The sequence below is a fragment of the Arthrobacter sp. TMN-50 genome, assembly GCF_054511125.1.
Map to the genome: position 1 here is coordinate 33,982 of NZ_JBTNDG010000007.1, position 13,430 is coordinate 47,411.

The following is a 13,430-nucleotide window of genomic DNA, read 5'->3' on the forward strand; positions in this document are numbered from 1 at the left end:
CCTCGATGATCGGTGCGCTCCACAAATCGTGGAACAGTACTGTCTGAGATGGTCACCTCGGACAGTACACACCGACCTTACCCGGCTGCCACCATGCTTCGAAAGGAAACACCTGGCAATCGCGGGTGGGAGAAACTCCGCTTGCAGACTGGAGTGATGTTTTTCATGGCCGTTGCGGGCATAAAAAATACCGACCTCCAGTCGGTCTGTGACAAGCTTACCAGCATGAGCACTCCGGCCAGTAATCAAACCAGCGCACGCAACATCTTCCAGGCACCCGGGACCAGCGGCACCCCCGCCGGGGAGCCGTCGAGCGAGGATCCCTTGGCTCAGGCAGCCGACGAGGACGGTCGGCAGGTCCGGCGCGACATCGCCGAGGTCAGCGCCGTGGAGCTGATCATGACCTCCGCACTGCATCTGATGAGCGCCGCCGCCGTGAAGTGTGGGCTCGCCGAGGGCGACGACGCCGAAGAGCTCAAAGACCTGGACGAGGCCCGCAAAATTATCACGGCCCTGGCCGGGTTTGTGACAGCAGCGGCACCGGAGATCGGCGGCCAGCACGCCGGCCCCCTGCGCGATGGCCTCCGCTCCCTGCAACTGGCATTCCGTGAGGCATCGATCATCCAGGACGCACCCGGCAAGGGGCCCGGCGAAAAATTCACCGGCGCGGTCAACTAGGTATCATTCCCGGGGTCCCGCCGCAGCGGGCCCCGCTAGCGCCGCCGTCGTCGTACCTGTTGTGCTCCCAGACCGAGCAGGCAGATTACGACGGCGACCGCGCCCACGGTGGTGAAGGCGGCCGACGGCCCGACAGTGTCGATGGTGATCCCGGCCAAGGGTGCGCCGAGCGCGACACCCGAGGTCAGCGCCGAGCCGTACCACCCCATCGCCTCACCGCGCCGTTCCTCCACCACGAGGTCAGCTACCCGCTCGGAAGCTGCGGAGAGGACCGGCGCGCACAGGAGACCCGGCAGGATGGACAGGAGACACAGAGTCAGGGTGTTCTCGGCGAACCCCATCGGGATGGTGAACAGGCCCATCATCAGGAGCAGCAGCAGCGGCGACACCGGCCGGTGCAGCGCCCCGTAGATCAGCCCGCCGACCACCGAGGCAGCACACCAGGCGGCGAAGACCAGTCCCAGTTCGCCCTCACGTCCCGTCTCCTCCAGGGCAGCGACAATGCCTACCTCGGTTCCGGCGAGCACCATTCCTGCTCCTGCAGCGACCACCATGACCACTGCCACCGCGATGGTCAGCCAGGCGAAGCTGCCGGCTACCCGCTCCTTCAACGCAGACCGTCCACGGGTGGAGCGTGCCCCCGGGTACAGCTCGGCGGATGCCTCACCCACGTGCGCTGGTGCCGACGCGACCACGGCACCCACGGCTGCCGCCTCGTCTTCGGCGTCGGTAGGGTCGACGGACGCCGAACCGAGCTGTTCACTGCGGGTCGGCGGGTTGAACCACATCAGGAACAAGCCTGCCCCGGCGGTCGCGAACCCCACGAGGGTCAGGCCCAGCACGGTGGAGACCTGCGTGGCCAAAACGACGCCCAGCGCTGGCCCCACCATGAAGATCATCTCGGTGCCGATCGCGTCCAGGGTGAACGCCGTCCAGCGCTTCTCCCCGGTCACCATCACGCCGAGGGACTGCCGGACCACCGAGAACGCGGGAAGGGTGAACAGCCCACCGATCAGCGCGGCAAGGAGCAGCCACTCGTAGGACAGTTGCGGGGCGACGGACCAGATCACGGCTTCGGCGACGACTGAGGGGATCAGGGCTTTCCGCAGCCCTGCACTATCCACCCGGCGGCCCCGCCACGGGGCTCCCACGGCGATGCCGATGGTCAGGAGTGCCGCCACAGCACCGGCTTCCGCGTACCCGCGGTCCAGGGTCTGGACAACGTGAAGGGTCAGCAGGACACCGGCTGCTGAATGCGGGAATCGGGCGATCATGCCGACGATCAGCAGACGCCGCACCGGGACGATGCGCAACAGGTCCCGGTAGAGGGCAAAATTCATGTGGTTCACTTTTCTGCGGGTCTACCCGCACCTTCTCAGCGGGTCAGGACCACCTCGAGGGAGTCGACCCGTTCCACAAATTCTCTGTCACTTCGCAGCCGGCTCTGCAGCTCCTGGACCACAGCGCGAACGGCGTCCCCGTGCAACCCGTCGCGCAGCGTTACCTGGAGACGTACCTCGGGCCCCGGGCCGCCGCCGGGTGCCAGTGTACCGTCTGCTGAACGCGCCGGGACCCCGCTGCCAGGGCTCACTGCAACCCGCAGAATTGCTGGTTCCCCGGCGGTGGCCTGAGCCACCAGGTCAGCGACCCTCGGGTCGCTGTAGGCGGGCTCCCACGGAAGTTGCTGGGCCAACGCCCACAGTGCCGGGCGACGCACCACGAACGTGAAATCTGCGCCCGGGTCGATCACCAGCAACTCCGATTCGTCAGCCACAGCCGACAGTGCGGCGCGTGGAGCGTAGACGGCGACGGGCCGGGCATCGGGATGCCACGCCGTGAGGGCAGCCGCTGAGCTGAAGACCGGCAAGGCGGTCCGCCCGTCGGGTGCTGTGAGGGTCACGAGTGCCATGTCGGCTTCCTTGTCCCCCGTCTGGCCCTCTGCCGACCCGTCGTGCTGCCCGGCAGGTTCCTGCCCGGCAGGTTCCCTACCGGCAGGTTCGCTACCGGCGGCGAGCTGCGCTACCACTGGCACGAAGACCCGAACCCCGGCGAGGGCGGCCAGCACGCCTGCCTCGTCACCCTCGCCGGCAAGCAGCCGGTTCACCGCCGCGGTGTAGGCGGGCGGTGCGGCGCCGTCGTCGTCGTCAAAGTTGTGCAGCGGGTTTCCGTCGCCGCTCAGGTCACGACCCGCCCACGGTTGGCCCGCCGAATCGGTGGTGTTGACCGCGAGGGCCGCGGCAATGTGCGCCGGCAGGTGCCGCTCGCTCACACCCGCGGCTCCGGGTGGCCGGCGACGTCGAGGGCCTGGGGCAGCGTGAACGCGCCGGCGTAGAGGGCCTTGCCCACGATTGCTCCTTCCAGACCGTGCGGCACCAGCTGGCGCAATGCTGCGAGGTCATCGAGGCTGGAGATCCCGCCGGACGCGACCACGGGGCGCGACGTCCGCTCCAGCACCTGCTGAAGCAACTCGAGGTTCGGGCCGCGGAGGGTGCCGTCCTTGGTGACGTCGGTGACGACATACCGGGAGCAGCCGGCGTCTTCGAGGCGCTGCAGGACCTCCCAGAGGTCACCGCCCTCTTCGGTCCACCCGCGTGCCGCGAGAGTGGTGCCGCGGACGTCCAGCCCGACGGCGATCTTGTCGCCGTAGCGGGCGATGGCGGCCGCGGTCCACTCGGGGTGCTCCAGGGCGGCGGTGCCGAGGTTCACCCGGTGCGCGCCGAGTTCGAGGGCAGCATCGAGGGAGGCGTCGTCGCGGATGCCGCCGGAGAGCTCCACCTTGATGTCGAGCTCGTTGACGACCCGCTTGAGCAGTTCCCGGTTCGAGCCGCGGCCGAAGGCGGCGTCGAGGTCCACGAGGTGTACCCATTCGGCGCCGTCGTGCTGCCAGGCCAGGGCCGCCTCAAGGGCGTCTCCGTAGCCGGTCTCGCTGCCGGCCTCGCCCTGCACCAGGCGGACGGCCTGACCGTCAACAACGTCAACGGCGGGGAGAAGCTCAAGAATGGGCGATTCAGTAAAGGGGCTCATCGGGTGGTGACTCTTTCGTAGCTGTCGGATGTCTCGAGAATCAGAGGTCGGTCAGGGTCAGGAGGTAGGCAGCTAGGAGCGCCATTCCGGCCAGCACCCAGAAACTGATGATGAGGGCCTTGTGCGACTCCTGCCGCCGGAAGGAGATGGCCCCACCGATCAGCAGGCCGGACAGGCCCATCAGCACTATGCTCCACATGGTTAGCGCAACCCCGCTGTCCAGTTGGACAGCAGCCGGGCACCGGCGTCGCCCGACTTTTCCGGGTGGAACTGGGTGGCGCTCAGTGGCCCGTTCTCGACCGCGGCGATGAATGGTCCACCGTGGTCGGCCCAGGTCACCATGGGCGGTTTCATGGCTGGCTGGGTGACATCGAATTTCCATTGCTGCACCCCATAGGAGTGAACGAAATAGAACCGCTCCTCCTCAATGCCGTCGAACAGGGTTGACCCCTCGGGTGCTGTCACCGTGTTCCAGCCCATGTGCGGAACGACGTCGGCCTGGAGCCGCTCAACGGTGCCCGGCCACTCGCCCATCCCCTCGGTCCTGACGCCGTGCTCGACCCCCTCATCGAAGAGGATCTGGAGTCCGACGCAGATTCCCAGGACGGGCCGGCCGCCGGCCACCCGTCGGCCGATCATGCGCAGCGCGTCGACGTCCTTCAGCCCCTTCATCACCGTGGCGAAAGCGCCGACGCCGGGCACCACGAGACCGTCGGCGTTGAGGACGTCGTCGGGCTTGGCACTTAGCGTGACCTCGGCGCCGATGTGCTCAAGGGCGCGCACCGCCGAGCGGATGTTCCCTGAGCCGTAGTCGAGAACTGTGACGCGTGGCGCGCTCATAGTGCCCCTTTGGTGGAGGGGATGCCGTCGACCCGTGGGTCCGGCTCCACTGCGGCGCGGAGCGCACGGGCAAACGCCTTGAACTGGGCTTCGACAATGTGGTGGGGATCCCGCCCGCCCAGGACCGTCATGTGCAGGCAGATCTGGGCGTGCAGGGTGATGGCTTCGAAGACGTGGCGGGTGAGTGAACCGGTGAAGTGCCCGCCAATCAGGTGGTACTCCTGGCCTGCCGGTTCGCCCGTGTGGACTAGGTAGGGCCGGCCTGAAATGTCGACGACCGCTTTGGCCAGGGCCTCATCCAGGGGCACAGTGGCTTCACCAAACCGGCGGATACCGGCTTTGGTGCCGAGGGCTTCACGGAGCACTTCACCGATGGTGATGGCGACATCCTCGACCGTGTGGTGGGCGTCAATGTGGGTGTCTCCGGTGGCCCGGACCGTGAGGTCGATCAGCGAGTGCTTGGCCAGCGCAGTGAGCATGTGGTCGTAGAAGGGCACGGAGGTACTGATCTCCGCGCGACCGGTGCCATCGAGATCCAGTTCGACGAACACGGACGATTCGCTAGTGGTCCGTTCCCGGCTCGCGGTGCGTCCGACGGTGGTTTCCACGCTCATGGCTATCCTTCGATTGGTACGTAGCGGATGGGTGACGGTAACAGACTCACAGGGGTGCCGCATCGAAACGGCCTCCTCCCAGTCTAGGAGACGGTTTTCCCAAGCAGGGCCCTGAGGGCGTCAAGGAACACTGTGGTCTCCGTCTCGGTGCCTGCGGTAACCCGCAGATGACCGGGAATGCCGACGTCGCGAATCAGCACCCCTGCCTCGAGGAGGCCCTCCCAGATCCGGTGCGAATCCTCAAGCCCACCGAACAAGACAAAGTTCGCATCCGAGGGCACAGGGGTCAAACCCAGTGCCCGCAGGCTCTCAACGATCCGGTCGCGCTGGGTTTTGATGTTCTGCACGTTGGCGAGCAGCTGGGTCGAGTGTGTCAACGCCGCATTGGCTGCCGCCTGGGTGATGGCTGACAGGTGGTAGGGCAACCGGACAAGGCGTAGCGCGTCAGCGACCTCTGGTGCAGAGGCCAGGTAGCCAAGCCGCGCGCCAGCCATGGCAAAGGCCTTGCTCATGGTGCGGGACACCACAAGACGCTCGCGTCCCTTCAACAGCGTTAAAGCGCTGACGGTGTCTGAGTGGGCGAACTCAGCGTAGGCCTCATCAACAATGACGATGGCGTTGGCCTTACCGCTCGCCTCGTAAACCGCTTCCACCACATCCAGACCCAGGGCGGTCCCCGTCGGGTTGTTGGGCGAGCAGAGGAAGACCACGTTGGCGCCGGAGTCGTGCACCTGACGCGCGGCGTCTTCGGCGCCCAAGTTGAACGATTCGTTGCCTTCACCGGGGAGGTAGCGCGTGCCGGTGCTGCTGGCGAGCAGAGGGTACATGGAATAGGTCGGTGGGAAACCGATCGCCGACCGGCCAGGCCCTCCGAAGGCCTGGAGGAGGTGCTGCAGCACCTCGTTGGAGCCGTTGGCGGCCCACAGATTATCAACAGTCAACCCGTGGCCCAGGTAGCGCGCGAGGTTGGACCGCAGGTCACTGAACTCCCGGTCAGGGTAGCGGTTCAGTCCGCCGACTTCCCGGCTGACCGCATCAACAATCGCCTGCCTGACGTCGTCGGGGACGCCGTAGGTGTTCTCGTTGACGTTGAGCAGGATAGGCACATCCAACTGGGGTGCCCCATAGGGATGCTTCCCCCGCAGATCATCGCGTAGGGGCAACCGGCTCAACCGCTCAAACTGTTCGCTCACCTGTCAAGGTTATGCGCCGAGCCGTGCAAGAGCAGAATCAGGGGAAACCTTGAACGTCCCGCCCCGACGTATTGCCGGCAGCCGAGACTGGCTGGCCGGGCCGCCGTGGAGGGCGCGACTCGAAAGCGTCCCCCGGGGTGTGAATCCCCTGGTGGATGGTCTTACCGATTGGTCGGGACGTCCAACTGCTGTCCGGCTTGGAGAACTGACGTACCCAGGCTGTTGAGTTCGACAATTTCGGAGACCACGTCGCGCGGATCGCGGTCGGGAGCGAACTCAGTGGCAATCTGCCAGATGGTTTCGCCCGCGGCGACGCTGACGCTAGCAGTCTGGGTGACCTCTCCGCCTTCGGCTGCGGCCTTGGCGGGCGAGTTGAAGAACCCTGACAACATCAGAACGGCAGACGCCAGCAGGACAATTGGCAGCCCGACCAGCAGGAGCCTGCCCCTGCGGGTGAGTCGAAGCTTGGCCGCGCCGTTCTCGGCGACGGGGGAATTCTGGTGTGTGGTGATGACAGACATGGATAGACCTCTCTGTACTCTCGAATCAGTCCATTCGAATCCGGGTTTCACACCGAACCAACCGTGACGGTTGAGGATAGTGTTCGAGCGAAAACCAGGCTGGCCTGTTTCGTTCGAACCTATCTTCGAATTACTGCTTTCTTATTTTTAGCACTCATTGACGAACTTTGTCGAGACACGATCGAACAAATGTTTGAAAACGTGTCCCAACTCCCTTACCGTTAGGGCAAGGCTGAAGGTTCGGTTCCAGCAGAAACCAGCACATCATCTGCCTCTGACAAAATAAGCTCGGCCCCCGAAATTCCGGGATCAGCCGGGGTACATGGATTCTTATCGAAGGGATAGCGACCGTGAAAGAGTCCGACGGACCACTGGATGAACAGATTTCGGAGCTGGCCCCCACTCCGCTTCCGACGCGCGGTCGCCCCCGCGGCCGGCAGGTACCCAAGGGCATGACAGCCCGGCAGAAGAAGATCCTCGAGACCATCCAGCGGGCCATCGGTACGAACGGCTACCCGCCGTCGATGAGGGAAATTGGGGACACGGTAGGGCTCGCCAGCCTGTCGAGCGTCACGCATCAACTGTCACAGTTGGAACGGATGGGCTATCTCCGCCGCGACCCGAAACGCCCCCGCGCCATGGAGATTCTGCTTCCGCTGACACTTGACCACGATCACAAGAGCGCGCCCGAGGGATCAGATCCCAACGGCCCGTCGGAAATCGGCGGTGCGGTGGACGCAGCGATGGTGCCGCTGGTTGGCCGGATTGCAGCAGGCGGGCCGGTCCTGGCTGATCAGGTCATTGAGGATGTGATGCCGTTGCCGCGTCAGCTGGTCGGCCATGGTGACCTGTTCATGCTCCGCGTCTACGGCGACTCGATGATCGACGCGGCCATCTGCGACGGCGATTGGGTGGTAGTCCGCCGTCAGCAGGAGGCGCAGAACGGCGACATTGTGGCGGCTTTGTTGGATGACGAGGCCACAGTGAAGACCTTCCGGCAACGCGACGGCCACACTTGGCTCCTCCCGCAGAACACCCAGTACGAGCCGATCCTTGGCGATTTGGCCACGATCATGGGCAAGGTCGTCTCCGTGATGCGCGCTCTCTAGCAGCACACCCACCACCCCGCACTGCGGGGTTCGGGAGAGTGTCTCGACGCGTTAGGTGCCGGGTTCTTCGGCGAGGCGCTGGAGGACGCCCACTGCGGTCGCTTGATCGGTCGTCGACCAGAAGGGTGGCAGCGCGGCGCGCAGGAACGACCCGTAGCGGGCGTTGGCTAGCCGGGAATCGAGGATCGCCACTACTCCCCTGTCTTCGGTGGCCCGGATGAGCCGTCCGGCTCCCTGCGCCAACCGGACGGCAGCATGGGTCGCTGAAACGCTCATGAAACCGTTGCCGCCGGCCTTGGCTACCGCCCTGGTCCTGGCGGTCATCAGGGGATCGTCCGGTCGGGGGAAAGGTATCCGGTCGATGGTGACCAGCCGACAGGACCTGCCCGGGACGTCGACGCCCTGCCAAAGAGACATGGTGCCAAAGAGACACGTGTTGGGTTCATCGGAGAACTGTTTGACCAGCGCCGACATCGAGGATTCGCCCTGGCACAGGATCTCGAAATCGACCCTCGGACGGAGCACCTCGGCTGCTTCCTCGGCGGCCCGGCGGGAAGAGAAGAGTCCTAGCGCGCCGCCTCGGGACGCCTTGAGAAGGACCTCGAGTTCGTCGAGCTGTTCTGCCGAGGTACCTCGTTCGGGCTTCGGCAGGTCCTTGGCGACGTAGAGCACCCCCTGCTTCGGGTAATCGAACGGACTGCCGACGTCGACCCCCGTCCAGGAGGGAGCCGAAGCTCCGGCAAGGCCCAGCGACCCGGCAACCGGCCCGAACTCGGAGCCGATCGCCAACGTTGCCGACGTGAGCACGACGGTGTGATCGGCGAACAGTCCCTCACGCAGTTTCCCCGCCACCGACAGTGGAGCAATGTTGATCGTGGCCGGTGCGGCGTCGTCGGGCTGCGAGTACCCGGTGCCGGGCGAAAAGGTGCTGGGCCGTGATGCCCACAGCACTTCGCCCGCGGGGGTGGCCGTGAGGAGGCGCTCACACAGTTCGAAAACCGCCAGCACATGGGACTTTGCCAGCTGGCGTCCGCCGTCGGCTGGTGTGGGGCCGTCCCCCTTGGCGTCTGACAGGACGGCGCGGCAGGCCTCGCGGACCTGGGTGATCGCGGCTTCCTGCTCCTCGGTGAGCCCGGCGGCCATCAGGCCGGAGGGGATTCCCTCCACTGTGGACTCGAAGAACCGGTTCGCCGAATCCAGGGATTCGGCGCTGACGGACAGATGCCTGCGCGTTGCTGATCCTGCGGCAGAGATCATGCCGGTCGAGAGCTGCCCGGACACCGCGCCGGTGACGCGGTCGTGCAGTTCGTGGGCTTCGTCGATCACGACGACGTCATATTCGGGGAGCACCGCCAGCCCCTCGAAGGCACTGATGGCGAGCATCGCGTGGTTGGTGATGACGATGTCGGCGTCGCCGGCCTTGGACCGCGCCCGTTCGCTGAAGCACTCGGCGGCGACCGGGCACTTCTGTGCGCCGAGGCATTCCATGCTGGTCACCGACACCTGGCGCCATGCCTGCTCACTGACACCGCGGGTGAGCTCGTCACGATCGCCGGTATCGGTGGTCTCAGCCCATTCCCTGAGGCGGACCACCTCGCGGCCCAGCGGTGTGGCGGGGCCGGCGGCTGGGTGCGGGGCTGCTGTGTCCTCCCCCATGCTGAAGAGTGCCTCGGGTGCACCTTCCTCAGGGAAACCGCCGCCCGTCTTGTGTTTGCACACGTAGTTGCCGCGACCCTTCAGGAGCACCACATCGACTGGCCGGGGCAGTTTTCCTTTGAGCGCTTTCAGCAGCCGTGGCACGTCACGTCCAACGATCTGTGCCTGGAGGGCCAGGGTAGCCGTCGAGACGATGGCCGGCTTCTCATGAGTCAGCGCGTGGGAGATCAGCGGGATCAGGTAGGCCAGGGACTTGCCGGTACCCGTGCCCGCCTGAACCAGCAGATGATCGCCGGAGGTCAACGCCTCGGCGACCCGCTGAGTCATTTCATGCTGGCCAGCGCGGTTCTCGCCGCCCATGGCTTCGACAGCTGCATCAAGGAGTTCCAGCGGCCCGGGGGTCCCGCTGTCAGGCATGCTGGCGGAATTCCTCCAGGTCGGCTGCGAGACCCTCGCGAACCATCACGTCGAGGCGGGTCCCCGCTTCGACATGCTCAAGATTCAGGATTTCCGCGTCGGACTGGTGCAGCCGGCTGACGACGTCGCCACGTTCGTAGGGCACCAGCAGGGTTAGTTTGACGCTGGGACGGGGAATCGCGGCGCTCACGGCTTCCAGCAGTTCGGCGATGCCCTGACCGGTGCGGGCCGAGACCACCACGTGTCGCGGCTCACGCTGGCGGAGGCGCTCGATGACGAACGGGTCTGCTGCGTCGGCCTTGTTCAGGACAATGATCTCCGGAACCTTGCGGGCATCCACCTCGGAAAGGACCTCCCGCACCGCGGCGATCTGACCTTCCGGATCGGGGTGGGACACATCCACCACATGCAGGATCAGGTCCGAGTCGGCAATCTCCTCCAGCGTGGAACGGAACGCCTCAACGAGCTGCGTCGGTAGCGACCTAACGAACCCCACGGTGTCAGCCAGGGTGTAGCCCAGCCCATCGGCCGTTTCAGCCTTGCGCACCGTCGGGTCGAGGGTCGCGAACAGCGCATTCTCGACCAGGACGCCGGCGTCAGTCAGCCGGTTCAGGAGCGAAGACTTGCCCGCGTTGGTGTATCCCGCAATCGCTACCGACGGGATTTCATTACGACGGCGGTTGGCGCGTTTGGTTTCGCGTGCCGGTTTCATCGCGCTGATTTCGCGCCGCAGTTTGGCCATCCGGGTGCGGATCTTCCGCCGATCCAGTTCGATCTTGGTTTCACCTGGGCCACGGGAACCCATACCGGCGCCTGCACCACCGACCTGGCCGCCGGCCTGACGGGACATCGAGTCGCCCCAGCCACGAAGCCTGGGAAGGAGGTACTCGAGTTGGGCTAGCTCAACCTGGGCCTTGCCCTCACGGGATTTGGCATGCTGGGCGAAGATATCGAGGATCAGTGCGGTCCGGTCGATAACCTTGACCTTGACGATGTCCTCCAGCCCGCGGCGCTGGGAGGGGGAGAGCTCACTATCGACAATCACGGTGTCGGCTCCGGTGGCCACCACGATGTCCTTAAGCTCCTGGGCTTTACCTGAGCCCAGAAAGGTGCCGGGATCCGGTTTGAGCCGCCGCTGGACGATTCCGTCGAGCACCTCGGAGCCGGCGGTGGCGGCAAGCGCGGACAGCTCGCGCAGGGAATTTTCGGCGTCTTCGGCCGTACCTTCGCTCCAGAGTCCGGCGAGAACAACCCGTTCCAGGCGAAGCTGACGGTACTCGACCTCGGTGACGTCCTCGAGCTCGGTGGACAGGCCTGCAACGCGCCTCAGCGCGCGTCGTTCGTCGAGATCCTGTTGGTCTCCATCGTAGGACGACCGTTCGCCGTCGCTCGCCGAGGAAGGACCAGCGAAACGGTTTCCGGCGCCCTTCGCGGACGCCACCTCATCCTTGGCCAGGATCCTATCGATGACTGCCTGAATTTCAGCTGGGCCGATCTCCGGTTCCGGCGTGGCCGGTCCCCCGTTACTCGTGGACATACGCTCCCTAAAGTGGTGTTCCTCAATGGTAGTCTCCTCCACCGTCATCGGGTGAGGTGATTCACTGAGCGCGCAATCAACCCCTTCGGCCTGGATCCGGGCGAAACGTGGGCAACCTGGACCCGAGGGGTCAATCTGGACCCCCGGGTTGGAAATGTTACTCCCAGCCGCCCAGATTCCTCACCGGAATCGTTCGCCGGGCCTAGGGCGCCCACCCGCCGTCGGTTCCGGAAAGCCCCAGCCCCTCGGCTACGCTGGTTTGTTATGGATTCCCACTACTTCAGCGCCCAGCCGTCCGGCCCGGAGACCCGCAAACCGCTGCGCACGGTGCTCGCCGGAAGGGAGCGCACCCTCGTGACCTCCTCGGGTATCTTCAGCGCCGATTCGATCGACAAGGGCACCCGCATCCTGCTCGCCGAGGTTCCCGATCCGATAGGCGCGCGGATGCTGGATATCGGCTGCGGCTGGGGGCCGCTTGCTCTGACCATGGCACTGAAGGCGCCCGACGCCGAAGTGGTCGCCGTCGACGTCAACGAACGGGCCCTGGCACTCACGGCAGAGAACGCGAAGCTGTTGGGGCTGAACAATGTGCTTGCCCAGCGACCGGAGGAGGTCGACGTCGACGCTACCTTCGACACCATCTGGTCTAATCCGCCAATCCGGGTGGGTAAAGACGAGTTGCACGCCCTATTGCTGAAGTGGCTTCCACGACTGTCCCCCGATGGCTCAGCCTGGCTCGTGGTGCAGAAAAACCTCGGCGCCGACTCGCTGCAGAAGTGGCTCGCCGATCAACTGGGCGACGGCTTTGAGGTTTCCAGAACGGCCACCTCGAAGTCGTTCAGGATCATCTGCGTGGAGCGACTCGGCGTCTAGCACCGCGGACAAATTTGGTGCGTTTAAAGGAACGACCCGCTAGCCACGAGCACGGCTGGCCCGCTGAGGCTGACGTGCTCGCGGCCGTCCGGCCCGGCATGGAAACGCACGCCGACGACGCCGCCGGGCACCTCAACCCTCCATACCAACGGCGCCTCAGCCCCCGCCCAGAACCTGGTGGCCGCGGCGGCAGCGCAGGCCCCGGTACCGCAGGACAGGGTCTCCCCCACGCCACGCTCGTGCACCCGCATTCTGACCTGGCCCACGCCGTCCCGCACCAGCGGGTCGTGGGGGACGACGAACTCAACGTTGGTTCCATCGGCGGGGGTTGGCTCAACAAGTGGCGCGTCAAGGAGTCGGGTTACCTGAAGCTCGGAGGGATCGGCGAGGGCCACCACGGTGTGCGGATTGCCCATGCTGATTGACAGTGCAGGACGAGGAACCTCAAGTCCTGCAACCTCGACCAGCGAATCCGTGCCGCGTGCGGTGGCGACGTCGGGGAAAATGAACTCCCAGGGCCCCATATCAACCGAGTAGCCGTCGGAGGACAGCTCCACCAGCTTGATCCCGCCGCGGGTAGCGATCGACACCGTGGCACCCTCGGCGAGGATGAGGAGCCCGGCCGAAACAAGCAGGTGCACAAAAACCCGGACCCCGTTGCCGCACATCTCCGACAGTGAGCCGTCCGCGTTGCGGTAGTCCATGAACCATTCGGCCGACGGGTCGCTTTGCAGCAGCGCCCTCCCCTCGGGGAGCTGGTGGGACCGGATCGCGCGAATCAGCCCGTCCGCTCCGATACCGCGATGCCTGTCGCAGATGGTCCTGACGTCGTCGGGCGTAATCTCCAACTCTCCGGCTGGGTCGGTGACCAGCACAAAGTCGTTGCCGGTGCCGTGACCCTTGGTGAAGGCCACCCCGGTGAGGGTGGTTTGGTTGGGGGAAGCCAGCGCGTCGGGTTGTGTAGTCAC

General features: G+C 65.5%; 14 protein-coding genes. 3 read left to right on the forward strand and 11 right to left on the reverse strand.

From position 1 onward, the window contains the following. Positions 1 to 225: 225 nt before the first annotated feature. Positions 226 to 678, forward strand: a complete 453-nt coding sequence (locus tag ACX80A_RS10020; protein WP_459259556.1) for a DUF1844 domain-containing protein — start codon at positions 226 to 228, stop codon at positions 676 to 678. A gap of 35 nt (positions 679 to 713) precedes the next feature. On the opposite strand, the gene ACX80A_RS10025 is transcribed toward ACX80A_RS10020, so the two are convergent. The 8 genes from ACX80A_RS10025 to ACX80A_RS10060 all read right to left on the reverse strand — a co-directional run bounded on the left by ACX80A_RS10025 (position 714) and on the right by ACX80A_RS10060 (position 6,870). Further along, positions 714 to 2,018, reverse strand: coding sequence for an MFS transporter (locus ACX80A_RS10025; RefSeq protein ID WP_459259557.1), 1,305 nt, complete (start codon positions 2,016 to 2,018; stop codon positions 714 to 716). Between the two features lie 35 nt (positions 2,019 to 2,053). Continuing rightward, positions 2,054 to 2,947, reverse strand: a complete 894-nt coding sequence (locus tag ACX80A_RS10030) for an SseB family protein (protein WP_459259558.1) — start codon at positions 2,945 to 2,947, stop codon at positions 2,054 to 2,056. Further along, positions 2,944 to 3,702, reverse strand: a complete 759-nt coding sequence (gene priA, locus ACX80A_RS10035; protein ID WP_459259559.1) for a bifunctional 1-(5-phosphoribosyl)-5-((5-phosphoribosylamino)methylideneamino)imidazole-4-carboxamide isomerase/phosphoribosylanthranilate isomerase PriA — start codon at positions 3,700 to 3,702, stop codon at positions 2,944 to 2,946. Before priA ends, ACX80A_RS10030 begins: the two co-directional genes overlap by 4 nt. A 40-nt stretch (positions 3,703 to 3,742) precedes the next feature. Continuing rightward, the gene (locus ACX80A_RS10040; protein WP_196841001.1) at positions 3,743 to 3,901 is read right to left on the reverse strand and encodes a hypothetical protein; all 159 of its coding nucleotides are present in this window, start codon (positions 3,899 to 3,901) and stop codon (positions 3,743 to 3,745) included. Between the two features lie 2 nt (positions 3,902 to 3,903). Beyond that, on the reverse strand, positions 3,904 to 4,542 hold the full coding sequence (hisH, locus tag ACX80A_RS10045; RefSeq protein ID WP_459259560.1) for an imidazole glycerol phosphate synthase subunit HisH: 639 nt from the start codon (positions 4,540 to 4,542) through the stop codon (positions 3,904 to 3,906). After that, on the reverse strand, positions 4,539 to 5,156 hold the full coding sequence (hisB, locus tag ACX80A_RS10050) for an imidazoleglycerol-phosphate dehydratase HisB (protein ID WP_459259561.1): 618 nt from the start codon (positions 5,154 to 5,156) through the stop codon (positions 4,539 to 4,541). Before hisB ends, hisH begins: the two co-directional genes overlap by 4 nt. A gap of 83 nt (positions 5,157 to 5,239) precedes the next feature. After that, entirely contained in the window at positions 5,240 to 6,349 is a 1,110-nt protein-coding gene (locus tag ACX80A_RS10055; protein WP_459259562.1) for a histidinol-phosphate transaminase, read from the reverse strand. A gap of 161 nt (positions 6,350 to 6,510) precedes the next feature. Beyond that, complete coding sequence (locus tag ACX80A_RS10060) at positions 6,511 to 6,870, reverse strand: LysM peptidoglycan-binding domain-containing protein (RefSeq protein WP_459259563.1); 360 nt, start codon at positions 6,868 to 6,870, stop codon at positions 6,511 to 6,513. A gap of 452 nt (positions 6,871 to 7,322) precedes the next feature. Between ACX80A_RS10060 and lexA the strand changes: the two genes are divergently transcribed. After that, positions 7,323 to 7,979, forward strand: a complete 657-nt coding sequence (lexA, locus tag ACX80A_RS10065; protein ID WP_459259652.1) for a transcriptional repressor LexA — start codon at positions 7,323 to 7,325, stop codon at positions 7,977 to 7,979. Between the two features lie 51 nt (positions 7,980 to 8,030). On the opposite strand, the gene ACX80A_RS10070 is transcribed toward lexA, so the two are convergent. Then, entirely contained in the window at positions 8,031 to 10,052 is a 2,022-nt protein-coding gene (locus ACX80A_RS10070; protein WP_459259564.1) for an ATP-dependent DNA helicase, read from the reverse strand. Continuing rightward, positions 10,045 to 11,589: a GTPase HflX gene (hflX, locus tag ACX80A_RS10075; protein ID WP_459259565.1), complete on the reverse strand. Its 1,545-nt coding sequence runs from the start codon at positions 11,587 to 11,589 to the stop codon at positions 10,045 to 10,047. Before hflX ends, ACX80A_RS10070 begins: the two co-directional genes overlap by 8 nt. A 264-nt stretch (positions 11,590 to 11,853) precedes the next feature. Between hflX and ACX80A_RS10080 the strand changes: the two genes are divergently transcribed. Then, positions 11,854 to 12,462: a class I SAM-dependent methyltransferase gene (locus ACX80A_RS10080; protein WP_459259566.1), complete on the forward strand. Its 609-nt coding sequence runs from the start codon at positions 11,854 to 11,856 to the stop codon at positions 12,460 to 12,462. A 23-nt stretch (positions 12,463 to 12,485) separates the two neighbouring features. On the opposite strand, the gene dapF is transcribed toward ACX80A_RS10080, so the two are convergent. Next, positions 12,486 to 13,430, reverse strand: a complete 945-nt coding sequence (dapF, locus tag ACX80A_RS10085; protein ID WP_459259567.1) for a diaminopimelate epimerase — start codon at positions 13,428 to 13,430, stop codon at positions 12,486 to 12,488.

Excerpts from the sequence above, each read along its gene's own strand:
- hisH (WP_459259560.1), bottom strand. The coding sequence starts at position 4,542 with ATGAGCGCGCCACGCGTCACAGTTCTCGACTACGGCTCAGGGAACATC.
- ACX80A_RS10070 (WP_459259564.1), bottom strand. The coding sequence starts at position 10,052 with ATGCCTGACAGCGGGACCCCCGGGCCGCTGGAACTCCTTGATGCAGCT.
- lexA (WP_459259652.1), top strand. The coding sequence starts at position 7,323 with ATGACAGCCCGGCAGAAGAAGATCCTCGAGACCATCCAGCGGGCCATC.
- ACX80A_RS10040 (WP_196841001.1), bottom strand. The coding sequence starts at position 3,901 with ATGTGGAGCATAGTGCTGATGGGCCTGTCCGGCCTGCTGATCGGTGGG.
- ACX80A_RS10060 (WP_459259563.1), bottom strand. The coding sequence starts at position 6,870 with ATGTCTGTCATCACCACACACCAGAATTCCCCCGTCGCCGAGAACGGC.
- hisB (WP_459259561.1), bottom strand. The coding sequence starts at position 5,156 with ATGAGCGTGGAAACCACCGTCGGACGCACCGCGAGCCGGGAACGGACC.
- ACX80A_RS10020 (WP_459259556.1), top strand. The coding sequence starts at position 226 with ATGAGCACTCCGGCCAGTAATCAAACCAGCGCACGCAACATCTTCCAG.
- priA (WP_459259559.1), bottom strand. The coding sequence starts at position 3,702 with ATGAGCCCCTTTACTGAATCGCCCATTCTTGAGCTTCTCCCCGCCGTT.
- ACX80A_RS10080 (WP_459259566.1), top strand. The coding sequence starts at position 11,854 with ATGGATTCCCACTACTTCAGCGCCCAGCCGTCCGGCCCGGAGACCCGC.
- ACX80A_RS10025 (WP_459259557.1), bottom strand. The coding sequence starts at position 2,018 with ATGAATTTTGCCCTCTACCGGGACCTGTTGCGCATCGTCCCGGTGCGG.
- hflX (WP_459259565.1), bottom strand. The coding sequence starts at position 11,589 with ATGTCCACGAGTAACGGGGGACCGGCCACGCCGGAACCGGAGATCGGC.